Raw genomic sequence first — 18,366 nt, forward strand, 5'->3', positions numbered from 1 at the left:
TGATCTCTTTCGAAGGGCCGCTATACTACCTTACAAAAAAGGTATGGCGGCAGTCTGGCGGGACGGGCGATCGATGACAACGCCAAGATAGGCAAACCTCTCGCCGGTCCGGATGGAGGTGATGCCGGTGACCACGGCCTTGTCCGCAGCCTCGACGTTGAACCGCCGGTCGCGCGCGCCCTGTCAGACAGCGGGAATGTGCCTCATCAAGAAATCTCTGTCATGAGCAACGGGATATTCTGTTCGAAAAACTTTGAGAACGTCGCAATTCGCGGCGGCAATGTCTGATAGGGCGGATAATACAGGGTGAGCCACAAATCAGGTGGCGCCCAGCCGCGCAGGACATGGACCAGGCGACCGGATCGCAGATGCTCGGCGATATGAAAGCCTGGCAACATGGCAACGCCTGCACCGTCAGCGGCCATATCAGCGAGAACTTCCCCGCTATTGGCACTAAAGGCGCGTCCTGCAGAAATCGTGAGACTTGTTCCACCATCAGACAGAACCCAGTTCTCGCGTCGACTTTCTCCGCTATAGGCCAGACAGTCGTCTGGTGAGAGTTCGTCAGGACTTTTCATATCGACGAACCGGCTTCCCGGTGCGGCCACAAGTATTCGCGGCACGACCCTGATCTTGCGCCAGATGGTGAACTTGTCGGACGGTTGGGCCGAAATCCGGATCGTCAGATCGAAATCGTCTTCCATGATGTTCACGAGGCCGTCCGAAAGCGACACCTCGAAGCTGATCTTCGGGTGGAGCTCCCGAAATCCGGATAGAATTGGCGGGAGAACCGCCTTGCCGAACCAGGTGGGCGCGCTGATGCGCAGACGACCCTGGTCTGTTTTGTGTGTATCGCGAATATCTCTTCGGGCAGTTTCCAGCGCTTCCAGCGCGGGTTGGATCTGGGCGGCGAAGATTGCGCCATCGGTCGTCAGCGAGACCTGCCTCGTGGTCCGCACGAAGAGCTGCACCCCCAGATCCTGTTCAAGCGCAGCGATCGAGCGCGTAACGGCAGCGGGTGTCATGTCGAGCTCACGCGCGACCTGCGCGAAGCTGCGCTTTTCCGCAGCCAATAGAAATACCGTCAGGGCCTTGTAGTCGTTCACGTGATTATTTCATCCAGTGCAATGCATTCGCAATTATTATTGCAATTTCTCCACCTCCGCAATCGCGCTAGCTTCTCATCACACAGCAGATGAACAGCATAGCGGCGGTCGAACCCGCGAAACGAAACCCTTCACGAGCGCCAAGGCACGATGCCCAGCTGCTCACAACCTACCGCATCAGTGGTCAAAGCAACCAAAGAGGAATTGACAATGTCCAAGCTCGAAGTCCTGACCCCCGCCAACAGCCAGCTCATTTTCATCGACCAGCAACCGCAGATGGCGTTTGGCGTGCAGTCGATCGACCGCCAGGTCCTGAAAAACAACGTCGTTGGCCTCGCCAAGGCCGGAAAGATCTTCAACATACCGACGACGATCACGACGGTCGAAACACAATCCTTCTCCGGGCATACATTCCCGGAACTGCTGGCAGTGTTCCCGGAAAACGACATCCTCGAGCGCACCTCGATGAACTCCTGGGATGACCAGAATGTCCGCGATGCGCTCGACCGAAACGCCGCCCAGGGTCGCAGGAAGATCGTTGTATCAGGCCTTTGGACGGAAGTCTGCAACACCACCTTCGCCTTGTCGGCCCTGAACGACCGCCCGGATTATGAGATCTACATGGTCGCGGATGCCTCGGGCGGCACCTCCGCAGACGCCCATAAATATGCCATGGACCGGATGGTGCAGGCCGGTATCATTCCGGTTACCTGGCAGCAGGTTCTGCTCGAATGGCAGCGCGACTGGGCTCACAGGGAAACCTACGACGCCGTCACCTCGCTGGTAAAGGAGCATTCTGGCGCCTACGGGATGGGCGTGGACTACGCCTACACCATGGTCCACGGCGCAAACGAGCGCGTCACCCATGGCAAGCGCATCGGCCCGAACCCGGCAAAGTAACAGACGGACGCTGCTCCCCTGAGCGAGCTCTGGGGAGCAGTCCGTGTCCATACAAAAAGGAGTAAGATCCGATGAAACCTTATCTGATGTCGCTCGGTGCAGGCCTCCTGGTTGGGATCATCTACAGCCTGTTGCAGGTTCGCTCACCCGCGCCACCCATCATCGCCCTTGTCGGCCTTTTCGGCATTCTCCTGGGCGAACAGGTGATCCCTTTTGCGACGGCCCTCTGGACCAGGGAGCCGGCCGCCATGTCCTGGCTGAACCATATCAAGCCCCACATGTTCGGCCACTTGCCTACAGGCGACACAACTGCCGCAAAAGTTGCAAGTACCCAGCCGTCTCAAGATCAAAATGGCTGACTTTCGATGCAGGGAGAGGAGGCCGGACCGGTCTTTTCATCCTGGACTTTCTTCCAAATCCCTCTGACCCGGAGTGCTACCATGTTCGCCGATCTCATTCTTCTCAACGGCCGCATCACGACCCTCGACCGCACCAAGCCCACCGCCACTGCCGTTGCCATCAAGGACGGAATTTTCATGCAGGTGGGCGATGACAAGGAGATCGCCGCTCTGGCAGGGCCGGAGACTAGAATTATCGATCTCAAGGGCAAGCGGGTACTGCCGGGCCTCATCGACAACCACACCCACGTTGTGCGCGGCGGCTTGAACTTTAACATGGAGCTTCGCTGGGATGGCGTGCGCAGCCTAGCCGACGCCATGGACATGCTGAAAAGGCAGGTGGCCATCACGCCGGCACCGCAATGGGTGCGCGTCGTTGGCGGCTTTAGCGAACATCAATTTGTCGAAAAGCGCCTCCCCACGATCGAAGAGATCAATGCTGTTGCACCTGATACGCCGGTTTTCCTCCTGCATCTCTATGACCGCGCGCTGCTGAATGGTGCCGCGCTGCGCGCTGTCGGCTATACGCGTGACACGCCCAATCCGCCCGGCGGCGAGATTACGCGTGACGCCAACGGCAATCCGACTGGCCTGCTGCTTGCCAAGCCCAATGCGGGCATTCTTTACTCGACGCTCGCCAAGGGGCCGAAGCTGCCCTTCGATTACCAGGTCAATTCCACCCGCCACTTCATGCGCGAACTGAACCGTCTCGGCATCACTGGTGTCATCGATGCGGGCGGCGGCTTCCAGAACTATCCCGACGATTATGCGGTGATCCAGAAGCTCTCGGACGAGAACCAACTCACGGTGCGGCTGGCCTACAACCTGTTCACGCAGAAGCCGAAGCAGGAAAAGGAGGACTTCCTCAACTGGACATCCTCCGTCAAATACAAGCAGGGCAACGACTACTTCCGCCACAACGGGGCCGGCGAGATGCTCGTCTTCTCGGCCGCCGATTTCGAGGATTTCCGCCAGCCACGGCCCGAGATGGCACCGGAGATGGAGGGCGAGCTGGAAGAGGTTGTGCGGGTCCTAGCCGAGAACCGCTGGCCCTGGCGTCTTCACGCGACCTATGACGAGACCATCTCTCGGGCGCTCGACGTGTTCGAAAAGGTCAACAAGGACATTCCGCTCGAAGGGCTGAACTGGTTCTTCGACCATGCCGAAACGATTTCCGAACGCTCCATCGACCGCATCGCGGCCCTTGGCGGTGGCATCGCCACCCAGCATCGCATGGCCTATCAGGGCGAGTATTTCGTCGAACGCTATGGCCATGGCGTCGCCGAAGCCACACCGCCGATCCGGCGCATGCTGGAAAAGGGCGTCAATGTTTCGGCCGGCACGGATGCCACCCGCGTTGCCTCCTACAATCCCTGGGTTTCGCTCTCCTGGATGGTGACGGGCAAGACGGTGGGCGGCATGCAGCTTTATCCGCGCGCAAACTGCCTTGATCGCGAAACGGCGCTTCGCATGTGGACGGAGAAGGTCACTTGGTTCTCCAATGAAGAGGGCAAGAAGGGCCGCATCGAGAAGGGACAATTTGCCGACCTGATCGTCCCGGACAAGGACTTCTTCTCCTGCGCGGAAGACGAAATCTCCTTCCTGACATCCGAACTGACGATGGTGGGCGGCAGGATCGTCTATGGCGCCGGCGATTTTGCAAACCTGGATGAAAATCCTGTCCCGCCGGCCATGCCTGACTGGTCACCGGTGCGCAGATTCGGTGGTTATGCGGCCTGGGGCGAGCCGGACGGCGCTGGACGCCAATCTCTGCGCCGCAAGGCGATCGTGTCTTGCGGCTGCGCCAATGACTGCAATGTCCACGGGCACGATCACGCCGGCGCCTGGACATCGAAGCTCCCCATCAAGGATCTCCAGGGCTTCTTCGGCGCTCTTGGTTGCTCGTGCTGGGCAGTTTGAAACGCGACAGGCCATGAGAAAACCTTGGCGGCAGAGAGCTTGTGCCGCCATGGGCTTCCCGGGCCCGGTTTGATTATTTCAACTTACACAACAAAGTCTGAATTATTGTTGCAATTGTAGCCTGCCAGCCGCGCCTGCACACTCCTCGCATCAGAACCCTGCAAGTTTCTCCAGATCAGAGGACATAGCGATGACTTCTTCTACCCTTTTCAAACGACCTGATGGTGTCATACGGAATGTACTGACCCGGCCCGCAGTGAAAACCATGGCCCTCATGGCCCTATGCGCCGCTTACATTCAGGGCCCGATCACCAAGATCTTGGATTTCCAGGGTGCCATTGCCGAAATGGAGCATTTTGGCCTGGCGCCGCCTAAAGCAATCGCGGTCCTTGTCATCCTGTTCGAACTCACCGCCTCGGCCATGGTCGTCACCGGCTACTTCCGCTGGCTTGCCGCGCTCGCTCTTGCGGGATTTACCCTGCTGGCCACGCTGATTGCTTTGCGCTTCTGGGAACTCGCACCGGGCATGGACCGGATGATGGCCACAAATGCCTTTTTTGAGCATCTCGGACTGGCCGGCGCCTTCGTTATTGTTGCCACCTCCGATCTTGCGAGAGGATCAAAGCCATGAGCGCCGCCAAATCTTCAACAGGCACATTCGCTCCGCTCTATCAGCCAGTTTTTGCCGTGCTCTGGACCGCGACCGTCCTCGGCAACACAGGAAGCTTTATGCGCGACGTCGCAAGCTCCTGGCTCATTACCGATCTCTCCGCTTCACCGGCTGCAGTGGCCATGGTGCAGGCTGCCGGAACCCTGCCGATCTTTCTGCTCGCCATTCCCGCTGGCGTTCTCACCGATGTCCTTGACCGACGCAAATTCCTGATCGCGGTGCAAGTGCTGCTGGCCTCGGTCAGTCTGACATTGATGGTGCTGGCCCATAGCGGTCTGCTTTCGGTCAGCGCGCTCATCGGCCTCACTTTTCTGGGCGGCGTAGGTGCCGCGCTGATGGGGCCGACCTGGCAGGCCATCGTCCCGGAACTGGTAAAGCGGGAGGATGTGAAAAGCGCCGTGGCGCTGAACTCGCTGGGTATCAATATTGCCCGCTCCATCGGCCCGGCGGCGGGCGGAATGTTGCTGGCGGCCTTCGGGGCAGCTGCCACCTATGGCGCCGATGTCGCCAGCTACCTCGTCGTCATCGCCGCCCTTGTCTGGTGGCCGCGCGCCAAAAACGCCGATGATGTCCTGGCGGAAGGCTTCCTTGGCGCGTTCCGGGCCGGTCTTCGCTATACCCGTGCCAGCCGTCCGCTGCATGTGGTGTTGGTGCGGGCCGCCATCTTCTTCGCCTTCGCCAGTGCAGTCTGGGCGTTGCTCCCGCTTGTTGCCCGCCAGATGCTGGGCGGAGACGCCGGCTTCTATGGCATCTTGCTCGGGTCCGTCGGCGCAGGCGCTATTACCGGCGCACTGATCATGCCAAGGCTCCGGGACCGCTTCGATGCCGATGCATTGCTTCTCGGCTCTGCCATCGTCACTGCGCTCGTCATGGGGGCCCTCTCTCTGTCGCCGCCGAAATGGGTCGCCATTCTTGTTCTGCTCTTCCTCGGGGGCGCCTGGATTACTGCGCTTACGACGCTGAATGGCGCAGCCCAGGCAGTGTTGCCAAACTGGGTGCGAGGTCGTGGGCTTGCGGTCTACCTCACCGTCTTCAACGGCGCGATGACGACAGGAAGCCTCGGCTGGGGCGCGTTGGGCGAAGCTGCAGGTGTCCCCGGAACGCTTCTGATCGGTGCGGCCGGTTTGCTGCTTGCCGGCTTTGTCATGCATCAGGTAAAACTGCCCTCGGGCGACATCGACTTGGTACCATCCAACCATTGGCCGGAGCCGCTGGTGGCAGAACCCATTGCTCATGATCGCGGTCCGGTCCTGATCCTGATCGAATACCATGTCGAAAACCATAACCGCAGGGCGTTCTTTCACGCCATCGACAGGCTTTCCGAGGCACGTCGCCGCGACGGAGCCTATGGATGGGGCGTGACGGAGGATTCCGCCGATCCCACCAAGATCGTCGAATGGTTCATGGTCGAATCCTGGGCGGAACATCTGCGACAGCACAAACGCGTCTCGAATGCGGATGCTGATCTGCAAGGCAAGGTACTGGCTTATCACACTGGAAGAGAGAAGCCGGTCGTGCGCCACTTCCTGACGGTCAACCGGCCCGGCCTGGTCTGAGGCCCTAACCTCGCCCACATCCCTGTTCTTGATCACCCCGCGCTCTCAAGCGCGGGCCTTTTGCGTTTGCGCAAAGCCGAGCGATTGGCCCGACAACCTCTTTCGTCCCTGTTATTGCAGAAACGACAACAAAATCGAAACAATGGCGACAATTGTTGCAACGCCGTCATTGAAGCATGATCCTCTCATCAGACGAACACGCCTCGCCTGATGAGATCAAGAACACCTCTAGGGGCAGCCACGATGAGATCTGACTTTCTTCCCATAACCCGCCGCGGCGTTCTCGCCACGACCGCCATCATCGCTGCTGCAAACGTACTTTCTTCGACCTTTCCCCCCGCAGCCCTGGCTGCATCCACCACCAAATCAATTATTGGAGATAAGACAATGGCATATGTAACCACCAAGGACGGCGTTGAAATCTTCTACAAGGACTGGGGTCCGAAGGACGCACAGCCGATCATGTTCCACCACGGCTGGCCGCTGTCCTCCGATGACTGGGACGCACAGATGCTATTCTTCCTGTCGAAGGGCTTCCGCGTTATCGCGCACGACCGTCGCGGCCATGGCCGCTCCGCCCAGGTCTCCGACGGCCACGATATGGACCACTACGCGGCCGACGCCTTTGCCGTTGTCGAGGCGCTGGACTTGAAAAATGTCGTGCATATCGGCCATTCCACCGGCGGCGGCGAAGTTGCCCGCTACGTTGCAAAGCACGGGCAACCTTCAGGCCGGACAGCCAAAGCCGTTCTGGTTGCCGCGGTTCCGCCGCTGATGTTGAAGACCGCATCCAATCCGGAAGGTCTGCCGATGGAAGTATTCGATGGCTTCCGATCCGCCCTTCTTGCAAGCCGGGCCCAGTTCTTCCGCGATGTGCCGGCTGGCCCATTTTACGGCTTCAACCGCGACGGTGCAAATGTGCAGGAAGGCGTGATCCAGAATTGGTGGCGTCAAGGCATGATGGGAAGCGCCAAGGCCCATTACGACGGCATCAAGGCATTTTCTGAAACCGACCAGACAGAAGACCTGAAGACCATCACGCTGCCAACCCTGATCCTGCATGGCGAAGACGACCAGATCGTTCCCATCGCCGATTCGGCTCACAAGGCGATCAAGCTTCTGCAGAACGGGACGCTCAAGACCTATCCCGGCTTCTCGCATGGCATGTTGACTGTCAATGCCGACGTACTGAACGCAGATCTGCTGGCCTTCATCCAGTCCTGAGCCTCCGGAATGAGCATGGATCGAGGCCGCAACAGCAGTCTGTTGCGGCCTTAATTAAGCACTCAGTGCGGCTTAATCAAAAAGGGCGAGGCTTGAGCTTCAGCAAAGCGCGAGCAATGGACACCCCGTATTTCGATTTCTCTGCATTTGTCGCCAGTCCTCCCTCCAGTCGCCACGGGTCGCCCTGCTATTGTTAGATAAAAGTTCGATCTTCCCGCGGCAGCCGGATCAGCCCAGTGCAATTGCGGTTGATCGATGCTATGGCGGATCGAAAGATGAAGATGTTTTTCATCACGTCACTCTGACACCCGATAACATCACCCTTACGTGAAGGTTTGACGTATCATCGAGAACTAATCGGCGGATTTGCAACGATCGGTCCGCAAGAGCGGGAAATTGTCACGAAATCCTCCCCGAAAGCTTGAGAAGAAGCACTTTAAAACTGTGTTACAAATCGGGCATTGTAGTTTTTGCCCTCTGAACAGAGTTACTCATTTACTTTATCGCCCTCTGAACAGATCGGGATGACGGCACCGCCGGACACGCATCCACCAATCGAATGGTGACGGGTCCGATGACAATCTCGGCGCGCGTGGCAACCTTTACCGTTGGCGGCTCCGGCAATGACTTATCGATTACCATTGCCGCAAACTCGACTGCGTCTTCCGGCTCTGGCAACACCAGCTTGCCTTGCCGCGCCAACGTGCGCGAGGAAGACAGGTGATTGGCCTTCAGTCCGTAGCGCCGCGCGACTTCATTCACAGTTGCGCCTGGATGTAAGGTCTCCGAAACGATGCGTGCCTTGACCTCGTCAGGCCAATGGCAGTGCGCCTCACGCCTACTCCGTCGCGCTGTGAAACCTCCAACGTAGACTCCATGGAGACACTCCTTGTCGCTCATCCATGGAACATCGGTCACAGATCAAGCAGCGGCTGCCAATGTGGGGGCAGAACACCGGTTACTGAATTTCTCTCGAAGCGACCCGAGGTCAGCCGCGTGATCCACCCTGGCCTTTAGACATTAGACAGGCACGGCGCGCGAACGTGCGGACAAGTATCTAAGCGGCGGCTATGGCGGCCTGGTCGGCTTTGACCTGGCAGCCGGTCGTGAGGCCGGACGTCGCTTCATCGATGCCCTGGAACTGCACCACCACGTCGCCGATATCGACGACGCTCCCAGCCTCGCCATTCACCCGGCCTCGACCGCCCATTCCCAGTTGACCGCAGAAGATCAACTGAAAACAGGCGTGACCCCGGGCTATATCCGTCTCTCCGGCGGTATCGAGCATATCGACGACATTCTGGCCGACCTGGAGCGGGGATTGGAAGCCGCTGCGGGCTTGAAGTCAGCGGCTGAGTAAGGCTGGACTCGACAACAGGTAAGGGTCGGTGCGTTACATCGGCCCCACACAAATCTTTCTGAAGCTCCAAGTGACCTGAAAGTTGGGCGATCGGCCGTCCATGCTTTAGCAAGATTGTGTATGAGGTTGGGATGTCTCAATCGGGCGCCGGGAGCGGACAGTTTGCGACTGTCGGATGGACGCTACAAGCGGACGCATCAATTTCAAACCGAGTGGCCAACGCCCTGAGGCAGGGATTCGCCTTCCGCTGGTCCAGCACATCGCCTGATGCCGCTATCGCCCTTTTTGCTGAAACTTTTGCCCAATGACCCCATGGATATCGTTTGAACAAACAATATCAAGCAAACCACTTAGCAAGTCCCGTGTGCAATGATCCGTCAAAGCCGTGTGGCGCAAGGAGCGAAATGCCGGCAGCCTCTCCACTCGGTAACGGCCATGGCATCGTGATCTGTGGACAACCGGAAAGGCCCGAGATACAGAGCAACTCGATGGAGCGAGCCCGAAAGGAGGCGAAACGCTCTTGCGTATCGTCGCGTCGGGGCGGAACCATTGGCAGGGTCGGCATCACGAGGACGGTCTCGTGCACTGTCTCCTCGAAGGCCTTGCGGAAGCGGGCGCGTTGCGACACCGCCGCATCGTAGCTTTCGTCCGAAATTTCCCGTCCGCTGGTCAAGCGCTGCGCGATGTCCGGAGCCAGCGTTTGTCGGGCGTCCTCGAACAGGACCTCGTTGGTCTGCCAGGCTTCCTTCTGCAATATTGTAGTGAAGCAGCGTGCCAGTTCGGAAAGGCCTGTTACAGGCAATGACGGTCGTGTGAGGATTGGAACCCCAAGTTTTCTGATCACGGCCCAGAAAGCATCGGCGATATCTTGATCACACAGCGATACGAGGTCATCCACGACGAGGATCGTCAATGGTGCGCGTGTATCGTGAACACCGAGGGACTGCATCACGCGCCGCAGAGTAGCCAAATCACGAGTAAAGAGGCCGGGTACATCAAAGCTCGGCGCAAGTGGACGGATGCCGGTCGGATCCAACAGGCCATAGCTCGGGCGCCAACCGAAAAGTCCGTTTGCCGCGGCGGGTAGCCGAATGGAACCGGACGTGTCGGTCCCGAGGCCAATGTCCGCAAGCCCGGCAGCGACCGCGACCGCCGACCCGGAAGAGGATCCCCCAGGAATGAGGTCGGGATACAAAGGATTGATCGGCATCCCAAAATGCAGGTTGTTGCCGATCAGGGAATAAGCGAGTTCGTCGGTATGGGTCTTGCCGGCAAATATCCCACCGAGATCGAGCAAGCGGCGCACGAGTGGCGCCGTCTGTTCCTTGATGCCGGAGGCTGCGAGAAGATACGGGTTTCCGGCCCCCGTGGGATAGCCCTCAACGTCGAACAAGTCCTTCACACCAAGCCGCAAGCCTTCCAATGGCCCCGTTCCAGCGTTCGCAACGGGCGCCTGCGGATAGGGGAGAAATGCATTGGTGCGATGCTGCATGGATCAGATCTTCAAATGCTGGAGCACGCGTTCGCGCGTGCCGGGGCCGTTGTGATCCTGATCGTCGATGGCGCCAAGCTTCAGCACAGCCCAACGATCAGCGATTGAGAGCGCGAAATCGAGATTCTGTTCCACCAGAATGATGGTCGTTCCGTTTTCATCTCGCTCATGGGCGAGCACCTCGCCAATCTTCGAGACGACCGAGGGCTGCAAACCCTCAGATATCTCGTCGATGAAGAGCAGGCTGGGCTTGAGCATCAGCGCGCGAGAGAGGATCAGCATCTTCTGTTCACCACCCGACAGCGTTCCGGCCTTTTGCTGCATCCTGTCCCGCAGAAAGGGGAAGTAGGTAAATACACGCTCAAGCGCCGGCTTGAGCTCCCGGTCGGTTTTGAGCGCCAGTCGCAAGTTGTCACGGATCGAAAGATCCTGAAATAACGGCTGCTCCTGCGGTGCATAACCGATCCCGGCTGCGATCAGTTCGGCAGTGCTTCGCCCATTGATCAGCTTGCCGTCGACACTCACCTCGCCGTCGGTTGGTCTAATCAGGCCCAAAATCGACTTAAGAAGCGTCGTCTTTCCCATCCCGTTCTTGCCCATGAGGGCGAAGATTTCACCTGCTTGGATCGAGAGCGTGACGCCGTTGACGATGCTCACGGTTCCGTAGCCGCTGCGCAGGCCCAAGAGTTCGAGTTTGACGATCTCACGCATGGGCGCCTCCCGAGTAAATGGTACGAACGGTCTCCGACTGCACAACGTCTTCGACCGTGCCATCGAGAACCAGCTTGCCCTGGTGCAGAACCACAATCCGGCTCGAAATTTCGCGGACGAAGTCGAGGTCGTGTTCGACGAGGATTGCAGCGAAGCCCAGGTCCGCTGTCAGGCGTTTGAGGACCACACCGATGGTCATGCGTTCTGCCTTGCTGAGGCCGGCCGTCGGTTCATCCAGCAGAATGAGACGCGGCTCCAGGGCTACGACCATGGCCAGTTCCAGCGCCTGGCGCTGTCCGTGAGACAGGAGGGACACATGCCGGTCTGCCATGTCGGTCAACCCGGTCAGACGCAGGATTTCGATCGCTGCGGGGGGAAGGTCGATTGCATCAGGGCTTTGCGTCAATGCAGGTCTCTCGTGGCGCATTCGCACCATGCGCAGGCATTCGGCCACAGTCATGCTGTCGAAGACGCTCGCCACCTGAAACTTGCGCCCTACGCCGAGCGCCACGACTTTCTGCGGTGGCAGACCGGCAATATCCCTGCCCCCAATTTCGACGCGACCTTCGATCGCTTCCGTCCCATCGGAAAGGCAGCGCATGAGCGTCGTTTTGCCTGCCCCATTTGGACCAACCACACTGACAAGCTCGCCTGGGCGAATTGTAAAGTCGATGCCCTTCAGCACGGAGAGTGCGCCAAAGGATTTGCCAAGCCCCGTCACCGAAACAACGGGGGCACACAAGGCCATCGCATCCACGCGGGTCGCTGACGGCAGGGCATCAAGACGACGTTTGCGTCCACCTTGTGCGAAACGCGCCGTCACAAGAGAGGCCAGGCCACCCGGCAACAGGATGATCATTACCACGAACAAGCCCCCGACGACGAGTTGCCACAGGAATGGCAGCTCGCCGGACAAATTGGCGCTCAGATAGTCGATGCCAATGGCGCCCAGCAGGGGGCCGAAGATCGTGCCGCGACCACCGAGAGCCGTCCAGACGACCAGTTCCGTGCCGAACACGAAACCGCTGTTTTCAGGGGCCACGACACCGGAGGCATTGGCGAAGAGAAAGCCTGCCAGCCCCGCCACGCCAGCGAGAACAGCCATCAGGGCGATCTTGATCCGGGCCGGGCTGATCCCGAGATAGGCGACACGCGTCTCGTTGTCGCGGATGGCAACCAGCAGACGACCGGCATCCGAGCGCACGAACACGAAAGCGACCACGGCAAGCACGAGGAGACAGACCCCCGTCAGCCGGAAGAAGCCCGGAAGCCCGAGCGGCAGTGTCTGGTAACCGACCATACCACTCGACGAGCCGGTCCATATGCCACCGGAATAGATGAGTTGGGTAATGACAATCGGCACCACGAGGGAAATCACGGTCGCATAGAGAGGCGTCGAGCCGTGGTAGAAGGACAACCAACCAACGGCGAGGCCCAGCACGAGCGGAACGAGAATAGCAGCCACGAGCGCCAGCACAAAGAGGGAGGGGCTCGCGCCGATATGGGTCAGGACCATGGCGGTAGCATAGGCCCCGACACCGAAGAAGGCTGCCTGGCCGAATGTCAGGATACCGGTGTAGCCCCAGAGCAGATCGACGGTTACCGCGAGCATCGCGTAGATCATAGACCGTGCAAGCACGTTGAGGCTGAAGCGATCAAGGACCAGAGGCCCGAAGATGACGAGCAACAATGCGCTAAGTGCGAGGGCTGCCATCAGCGCCAGCCGGATTTTGTGTTTGTCAGGCACGGGCAAATCCCTTCGGACGAATGCGCAGCACGATGGCGCAGAGCAAAGCGACGGTGATTCCGCCAAGGACAGGGCTTAAGAATATGGAGACGAGCACCTGCGCTGCCCCGAAAAGCAGGCAAGCGGCGGCAAGCGCTCCAAAGGACGTGCCAGCGACCATGACCAGCATGAAGGCACCCGTCAGCCAGGCAACCCCCATGTTGGGATCAACGCTGGTCAACGGCGCCAAAAGCACGCCCGCCAGTGCTGCGAGCCCCGTCCCGATCATGAAGGTCACCAATCGGATCCTGGTCGTGTCCATGCCAAGTGCGCGCGCCAAGTTCTCGTTCATGATGACGGCTTGGGCCGAAAGGCCGAGCCGGGTCCCCTCGAGCAGAAAAGCAAAGCCGAGGCCGATCGCAAGTGCCGCCACAACGGCAAACAGGCGGTAGAGCGAATAGCTCGTGCCGAGGACGTCGAGCGTCCCTGGCAGCAGAGCCGGCGTGAAATGCACGTCGCGTCCGAACCAGAGAGTGATCAGCTGCCCGACAACGATCCCTAAGCCCCATGTGGCCAGGATGGCATCCAAGGGACGACGGTAGAGTGGGCGGACGATAAAGCGTTCGGCCAAGGCTCCGAGAACGGCGCCGGACAAAAAGGCCAGGACGGCGCCCAACCAAGGGTTCAAGCCCAATTGATTGGCCACGACCGCGCAGTAAGCTCCGATCGTCAGCCATGCCCCATGGGCAAAGTTGATGATCTTCAGCACACCGAAAATGGTCAGCAGGCCGGATGCGACGATGAAGAGGATCGCCGCCGTACTGATGATGTCGAGGAAAAGTGTCATGCATGTCATCCCAGGATCGAAGGTGGGGCTTTCGCCCCACCTTGCCAGCAATCAGAGGTTCGGGCACTGCTCGCCGGGATCAACGTCCTTGTAGCTGTCGACCACCTTGACGCTGCCATCATCCTGAACCTGGCCCAGATACATGGTCAGCGGCGCGTGATGCTGCTTGCTCATGGAAATGGTGCCGCGCGGACCGGTAAAGGAGACACCCGGCAGCGCTTCCAGCACGGACGCCGTTTCGGTCGAACCGGCTTTTTCGACCGCTGCCTTGTAAAGATAGATCGCTTCGTATTGGGGTACTGAAAGGTCATTCGGGGTGCGAAGATCGGAGCCGAACTTCTTTTCCATGGCCGCCAGGAAGGCCTTGTTCTCCGAGCTGTCGATGCTGGTGACATAGGATGCGGAAAGGAAGATGCCGCTCGCTTCGGCTCCCATGCTCTTTGCAGTGCCTTCGTCAACGGCCAGGTTGCCATAGGGCAGACTGACGCCGGAGGAGCGAAGCTGCTTGGTCAGCGTCACGTTGGGCGCGCCGCCGGCGGTCGAGGTAATGATGGCATCGGCACCGGAGGCCTTGAGCTTGGAGATGACGGCCGTCCAGTCACTGCCGTCCATCGGCAGATATTCTTCGCCGACGACCGATGCACCGGATTTCTCGATATAGGCGCGGGCGAATTCCAGCATGCCCCGACCGAAGGCGTAATCGGAACCGATCAGGAAGAACTTGCTTGCGCCCTGCTTACCAGTGAAATTGTCGACCAGAGGCGGCACCTGCTGTTCCGGCACCCAAGCGTTGACGTAGAGATTGGGATTGCACGACTTGCCCTCGTAGAATGAGGTGTAGATGTACGGCACATCACCCTTGGTGACGATCGGCAGGCCGGCGTTGCGTGCGGCGCTGGTTTCCATCGAGATGAGGACGTCCACCTCCTTCTGGAAAACCAGACTATCGAACGCCTTCTGCGCGCCGGCAGCGCCAGACGCATCGTCGGCGATTTCAAGTTCGAGTGGCCGGCCGAGGACGCCGCCATTGGCATTGATTTCCTCGACTGCCAGTTCGGCGGCCTGAACGACCGAAGGCGCGACGACGCTGTTGGCACCGGACAGCCCGACCGGGACGCCGATCTTGATCGGATCTGCTGCGTAAGACGCCGTTGCGAAAGCGACGGAGGCGAGAGCGAGCATCATGGTTCTGCGTATCATTGTGTTCCCCTTTTTCTTTGGTGGTCGTAGTTTCGCACTCAGCGATAGACATCCGTCCGGCGGTCGCCGAGCAGATGATTGAAACTGTTGAGGGCGCGGCTGCGCGGCGCACTCGACAGGTCGATTTGGGCAAGCAGGATCTCTTCGCGGTCTGCGCTGGCCGGGCCGACAAGCGGCCAGCCTTCCGGCCCGACAATCAGGCTCCGCCCGATGAAGGGCTGGCCACGCTCGGTGCCGATACGGTCCGCGCAGACGATGTGAACGCCATTGGAATGGGCTGCCGCCTTCGTCAGGATGTTCGACATCGTGTCGGTATGGCTTTCCGAGCCGGGCATGGGAACCCAGTTGGTCGGCACGCAGATGAGCTCGGCACCATTGAGCGCGAGCTGGCGGAATACTTCCGGGAACCACCCATCGTAGCAGATCGCGATTCCAACCTTGCCGATCCCAACATCGAAGACCGGCAGCCCCAGATTGCCCGGCGCAAAATAACGGTTCTCCTCGTTCCATAGATGGAGCTTGCGATACTTGCCCAGATAGCCTTCCGGCCCGGTGAGGATCGCGGAATTGTAAAAGATGTCGCCATCGCGCTCAGCCAGACCGCACACGATATGAACGACGAGATCACGGGAAAGCGAAGAAAGAAAAGCTGCGCTTGGGCCGCCGGGAACCGCTTCCGCAAGGGTGGAAAGCTCGGTCGTGTTTTGGAAAACGTAGCCGGTATCGGCCAGTTCCGGAAGGACGACCAGATCGGCGCCTTCGCTCACCGCTCGACGAACCATCCTATCGATGGCAGCAAGATTGAAAGCTCGATCGCCAATGCGCGGCTCGAACTGGATCGCTGCCACTGTCAATTTTCGTGACGTCAGAACCGGATCGGTCAAGTCATTCTCCAAACGCAAAAAACCTCCGGCACGGAACTCAATCCGTGAACCAGAGGCTGCTTAGCCATGATGTTAAAGCGGCAACCTTGCCGCAGAGCAATCTTGCTCGCCGGCAAAGCTTCCATGGAAGCGAACGCAAGTCAAGACGCAAAATTGAGCAGATTTGGGCGCTGTCCAAACCTTGGGCACAGGGGCCCTACGGGCCCTAAGCGATACCGGGTTAAGTCTCGGTCGTCTTGTGCCCCGTCGAACCCGGCAGAGGCAGACCGAAGCTGCGCATGGTTTCATGTGCGGCAACGATCGATTCGGCGACCTGGGCCATGGGAACGCGCTTCGCAGTCGCCTGATCACGCAACAACTTGTAGGCGGTATCCTCATCTAGACCGTTCATCGCGCGCAATGCCGCGACGGCCTTCTCCACGAGCCGGCGTCCCTTCAAAGTCTCCTCGAGTTTCTGCACCTTTGCGACCAAGCGCTTCTCATAGCTGTGACGATAGCGAGCCAAGGCAAACTGGGTGAGGATCCCCAGCGGTCGCAATGGTTTGGAAATGACGCCATGAGCGTCCAGCTCTATGATCGCCTGCAATGCCGTGGGACTTTCATAGGTCAGGATCGCGATGATCGCCGGCTGCTGTGCCTCGCTGATTTGGACCGCGTGCTCGACAGACGTATCCTCTATATGCAGGAACAGGGTATCGATGTCAGGCGGCAGGCTTGCAGGCAGGGGCCAGATTGCCCGCACCTCGCACCCGAGTCGGCGAAGATGGGAGACCAAAACATCGCCGTCTTCGTCACGCGGATGCACAACCAAAACGCGAGCTCGCCGTAGATCTTGAATGATCCTGTTGGGGCCTGCCATCTCAAACCTCCAACCATGCATCTTCGAAGCGGGACGCCGTGAGATAAGGATCGGGCCTGATCGGGCCGGGTGCCTGCCAGGCGATATCGAACAACCCGTCCTCGCGGGCAATGCCGATCCGCGGATGCAGCCAGAGGTGTCGTGTATCGCTGTCGAAACTGACACGACCTTCCGGGGCCATGAAGTCCTCCATCAGGACCTCTTCGGAAATGCGGTGTGTCTCAAGCGAGCCGGCGCGTTTGAGCGCCCGCGCAAAAAGGTGGACCTGCGTGTAAGCCGGCTGCGACCAAACGCTGGTGGTCACGTCGCTGCCGAAGCGGCTCTTATAGGCCTCGACGAAACGAGTGTTTGCCTCGCCTTCAACTGTCTGGAAGTAGGTCGCGGACAGAATGTGCCCGGTGCAGAGGTTCGCACCAATCTCGCGGATCTCGGTCTCGGCCATGGTCAGACTGGCGATCGGTGTGCGACGGCGGTCGAATCCCGCCTCGGCATACATCCGATAGAACTGCTGGGCGGGCCTGCCGATCACGGTCGAGAAAATCGCATCCGGCTTCAGTCGCGTGATGTCCGAGAGCACCTGTTGCAGAAAGTCGTCGCCGGCATGCAGCGGAATGTAGCGTTCACCGACAACCTGCCCACCCTTGGATTCGACGATGTCGCGCATCACCCGGTTGGATTCGCGAGGATAGATATAATCGACACCGACGAAATAGATGCGCTGGCCGTAATTGCGCAAAAGAAATTCCGCCAACGCAAAGGTGTTCTGGTTCAACGTGGCGCCCGTATAGACAACGTTTTCCGAATACTCGAAGCCTTCATACATCGAGGGATAGAACAGCAGGCCATTGTGACGCTCGACAATCGGAAGCACCGCCTTGCGGCTCGCCGACGTGGAGCAGCCGAAGATGATGTTGACATCGTCCTCTGCCAGAAGACGGCGGGCGAGACTGCGATAGGCACTGTTGTCTCCACCGGGATCGTAGGCGATTGGCTGTATCGGCCGTCCAAGCACGCCCCCCGCAGCATTGATTTCTTCAACCGCCAATGCAGTTCCCAGAAAATGCTCCGTCTCGGTCACCGTCGTGACACCGCTGCGGGAAAAGAGGACGCCCACGCGCCATTCGCTGTTTGACATATCCAAGCCCCCACCCGGTTCACTGGTCGTGACACCTATAGAGCGGAGCGCTCTTGCGATTTCAAGCAGCGGTATCGCTTCGGCGCGTTCGTTGGTCTTGTACAGGCTTTGCTGGCTTCAAAAGAACGACCACCGGTCGTGGATGCCGGACGGCGTCAAAGTCGCGCGGCGCCATCCCGGCTGCGCACAGCACGACTACGGGATATGAGGCGCCTACGAGACTGGCGCGGCATCGTAGCTGTGCCCGCTTTCGGGCGGGGGCGATAATGACATCTATGACTGATATGCAGGCGCAAAGCTGTCTGCGCGGTCCGACCGCCTCATTGCTTTTTGACGACCCCTAGCGGAAATGATTGCCGCTCTCCCGCCATGTTGACG

16 protein-coding genes and 1 pseudogene are annotated in these 18,366 nt (G+C 59.3%); 7 read left to right on the forward strand and 10 right to left on the reverse strand.

Annotated features, from left to right (window positions below; genetic code table 11):
• Positions 1-206 precede the first annotated feature (206 nt).
• Positions 207-1,106, reverse strand: coding sequence for a LysR family transcriptional regulator (locus FJQ55_RS22955; RefSeq protein WP_140832482.1), 900 nt, complete (start codon positions 1,104-1,106; stop codon positions 207-209).
• Between the two features lie 210 nt (positions 1,107-1,316).
• Between FJQ55_RS22955 and FJQ55_RS22960 the strand changes: the two genes are divergently transcribed.
• From FJQ55_RS22960 to FJQ55_RS22985, 6 genes are all read left to right on the forward strand, one after another.
• Positions 1,317-2,006 (forward strand): hydrolase, encoded by a 690-nt coding sequence (locus tag FJQ55_RS22960; protein ID WP_140832484.1) that lies wholly within the window; start codon positions 1,317-1,319, stop codon positions 2,004-2,006.
• Positions 2,007-2,077: 71 nt separating this feature from the next.
• A complete protein-coding gene (locus FJQ55_RS22965) occupies positions 2,078-2,365 on the forward strand; it encodes a XapX domain-containing protein (protein ID WP_140832486.1) in 288 nt (95 codons plus the stop codon).
• 81 nt (positions 2,366-2,446) lie between these two features.
• The gene (locus FJQ55_RS22970; protein WP_140832488.1) at positions 2,447-4,324 is read left to right on the forward strand and encodes an amidohydrolase; all 1,878 of its coding nucleotides are present in this window, start codon (positions 2,447-2,449) and stop codon (positions 4,322-4,324) included.
• A 190-nt stretch (positions 4,325-4,514) separates the two neighbouring features.
• A complete protein-coding gene (locus tag FJQ55_RS22975) occupies positions 4,515-4,955 on the forward strand; it encodes a DoxX family protein (protein WP_140832490.1) in 441 nt (146 codons plus the stop codon).
• Positions 4,952-6,550, forward strand: coding sequence for an MFS transporter (locus tag FJQ55_RS22980; RefSeq protein WP_140832492.1), 1,599 nt, complete (start codon positions 4,952-4,954; stop codon positions 6,548-6,550). Before FJQ55_RS22975 ends, FJQ55_RS22980 begins: the two co-directional genes overlap by 4 nt.
• A gap of 387 nt (positions 6,551-6,937) precedes the next feature.
• A complete protein-coding gene (locus tag FJQ55_RS22985) occupies positions 6,938-7,774 on the forward strand; it encodes an alpha/beta fold hydrolase (protein ID WP_140832493.1) in 837 nt (278 codons plus the stop codon).
• 495 nt (positions 7,775-8,269) lie between these two features.
• Here FJQ55_RS22985 and FJQ55_RS22990 read toward each other — a convergent pair whose 3' ends face one another.
• Positions 8,270-8,674 (reverse strand): transposase, encoded by a 405-nt coding sequence (locus tag FJQ55_RS22990; protein ID WP_140832494.1) that lies wholly within the window; start codon positions 8,672-8,674, stop codon positions 8,270-8,272.
• Positions 8,675-8,731: 57 nt separating this feature from the next.
• On the opposite strand from FJQ55_RS22990, the pseudogene FJQ55_RS22995 reads away from it, so the two are divergent.
• Positions 8,732-9,134: pseudogene (locus tag FJQ55_RS22995) on the forward strand (PLP-dependent transferase); the annotation flags it as partial.
• A gap of 337 nt (positions 9,135-9,471) precedes the next feature.
• Here the strand turns inward: FJQ55_RS22995 and FJQ55_RS23000 are convergent.
• From FJQ55_RS23000 to FJQ55_RS23035, 8 genes are all read right to left on the reverse strand, one after another.
• Entirely contained in the window at positions 9,472-10,626 is a 1,155-nt protein-coding gene (locus FJQ55_RS23000) for an amidase family protein (RefSeq protein WP_140832496.1), read from the reverse strand.
• A 3-nt stretch (positions 10,627-10,629) separates the two neighbouring features.
• Positions 10,630-11,337, reverse strand: coding sequence for an ABC transporter ATP-binding protein (locus FJQ55_RS23005; protein ID WP_140832498.1), 708 nt, complete (start codon positions 11,335-11,337; stop codon positions 10,630-10,632).
• A complete protein-coding gene (locus FJQ55_RS23010) occupies positions 11,330-13,051 on the reverse strand; it encodes a branched-chain amino acid ABC transporter ATP-binding protein/permease (protein WP_140832561.1) in 1,722 nt (573 codons plus the stop codon). The genes FJQ55_RS23005 and FJQ55_RS23010 overlap by 8 nt, the downstream gene beginning before the upstream one ends.
• A 25-nt stretch (positions 13,052-13,076) precedes the next feature.
• A complete protein-coding gene (locus FJQ55_RS23015) occupies positions 13,077-13,910 on the reverse strand; it encodes a branched-chain amino acid ABC transporter permease (protein WP_140832500.1) in 834 nt (277 codons plus the stop codon).
• Positions 13,911-13,961: 51 nt separating this feature from the next.
• Positions 13,962-15,110 (reverse strand): substrate-binding protein, encoded by a 1,149-nt coding sequence (locus FJQ55_RS23020; protein ID WP_140832502.1) that lies wholly within the window; start codon positions 15,108-15,110, stop codon positions 13,962-13,964.
• Positions 15,111-15,148: 38 nt separating this feature from the next.
• A complete protein-coding gene (locus FJQ55_RS23025) occupies positions 15,149-15,994 on the reverse strand; it encodes a nitrilase family protein (RefSeq protein WP_140832504.1) in 846 nt (281 codons plus the stop codon).
• 220 nt (positions 15,995-16,214) lie between these two features.
• The gene (locus FJQ55_RS23030; RefSeq protein WP_140832506.1) at positions 16,215-16,853 is read right to left on the reverse strand and encodes an ANTAR domain-containing response regulator; all 639 of its coding nucleotides are present in this window, start codon (positions 16,851-16,853) and stop codon (positions 16,215-16,217) included.
• Between the two features lies 1 nt (position 16,854).
• Positions 16,855-17,988: a transporter substrate-binding domain-containing protein gene (locus FJQ55_RS23035; RefSeq protein ID WP_140832508.1), complete on the reverse strand. Its 1,134-nt coding sequence runs from the start codon at positions 17,986-17,988 to the stop codon at positions 16,855-16,857.
• Between the last annotated feature and the right edge of the window lie 378 nt (positions 17,989-18,366).

The organism is Rhizobium glycinendophyticum (assembly GCF_006443685.1).
Classification (GTDB): Bacteria; Pseudomonadota; Alphaproteobacteria; order Rhizobiales; family Rhizobiaceae; genus Allorhizobium; species Allorhizobium glycinendophyticum.

Excerpts from the sequence above, each read along its gene's own strand:
- FJQ55_RS22980 (WP_140832492.1), top strand. The coding sequence starts at position 4,952 with ATGAGCGCCGCCAAATCTTCAACAGGCACATTCGCTCCGCTCTATCAG.
- FJQ55_RS23035 (WP_140832508.1), bottom strand. The coding sequence starts at position 17,988 with ATGTCAAACAGCGAATGGCGCGTGGGCGTCCTCTTTTCCCGCAGCGGT.
- FJQ55_RS22970 (WP_140832488.1), top strand. The coding sequence starts at position 2,447 with ATGTTCGCCGATCTCATTCTTCTCAACGGCCGCATCACGACCCTCGAC.
- FJQ55_RS23020 (WP_140832502.1), bottom strand. The coding sequence starts at position 15,110 with ATGATACGCAGAACCATGATGCTCGCTCTCGCCTCCGTCGCTTTCGCA.
- FJQ55_RS22960 (WP_140832484.1), top strand. The coding sequence starts at position 1,317 with ATGTCCAAGCTCGAAGTCCTGACCCCCGCCAACAGCCAGCTCATTTTC.
- FJQ55_RS23005 (WP_140832498.1), bottom strand. The coding sequence starts at position 11,337 with ATGCGTGAGATCGTCAAACTCGAACTCTTGGGCCTGCGCAGCGGCTAC.
- FJQ55_RS22975 (WP_140832490.1), top strand. The coding sequence starts at position 4,515 with ATGACTTCTTCTACCCTTTTCAAACGACCTGATGGTGTCATACGGAAT.
- FJQ55_RS23000 (WP_140832496.1), bottom strand. The coding sequence starts at position 10,626 with ATGCAGCATCGCACCAATGCATTTCTCCCCTATCCGCAGGCGCCCGTT.
- FJQ55_RS23010 (WP_140832561.1), bottom strand. The coding sequence starts at position 13,051 with ATGGCAGCCCTCGCACTTAGCGCATTGTTGCTCGTCATCTTCGGGCCT.
- FJQ55_RS22990 (WP_140832494.1), bottom strand. The coding sequence starts at position 8,674 with ATGAGCGACAAGGAGTGTCTCCATGGAGTCTACGTTGGAGGTTTCACA.
- FJQ55_RS23030 (WP_140832506.1), bottom strand. The coding sequence starts at position 16,853 with ATGGCAGGCCCCAACAGGATCATTCAAGATCTACGGCGAGCTCGCGTT.
- FJQ55_RS22965 (WP_140832486.1), top strand. The coding sequence starts at position 2,078 with ATGAAACCTTATCTGATGTCGCTCGGTGCAGGCCTCCTGGTTGGGATC.
- FJQ55_RS23015 (WP_140832500.1), bottom strand. The coding sequence starts at position 13,910 with ATGACACTTTTCCTCGACATCATCAGTACGGCGGCGATCCTCTTCATC.
- FJQ55_RS22985 (WP_140832493.1), top strand. The coding sequence starts at position 6,938 with ATGGCATATGTAACCACCAAGGACGGCGTTGAAATCTTCTACAAGGAC.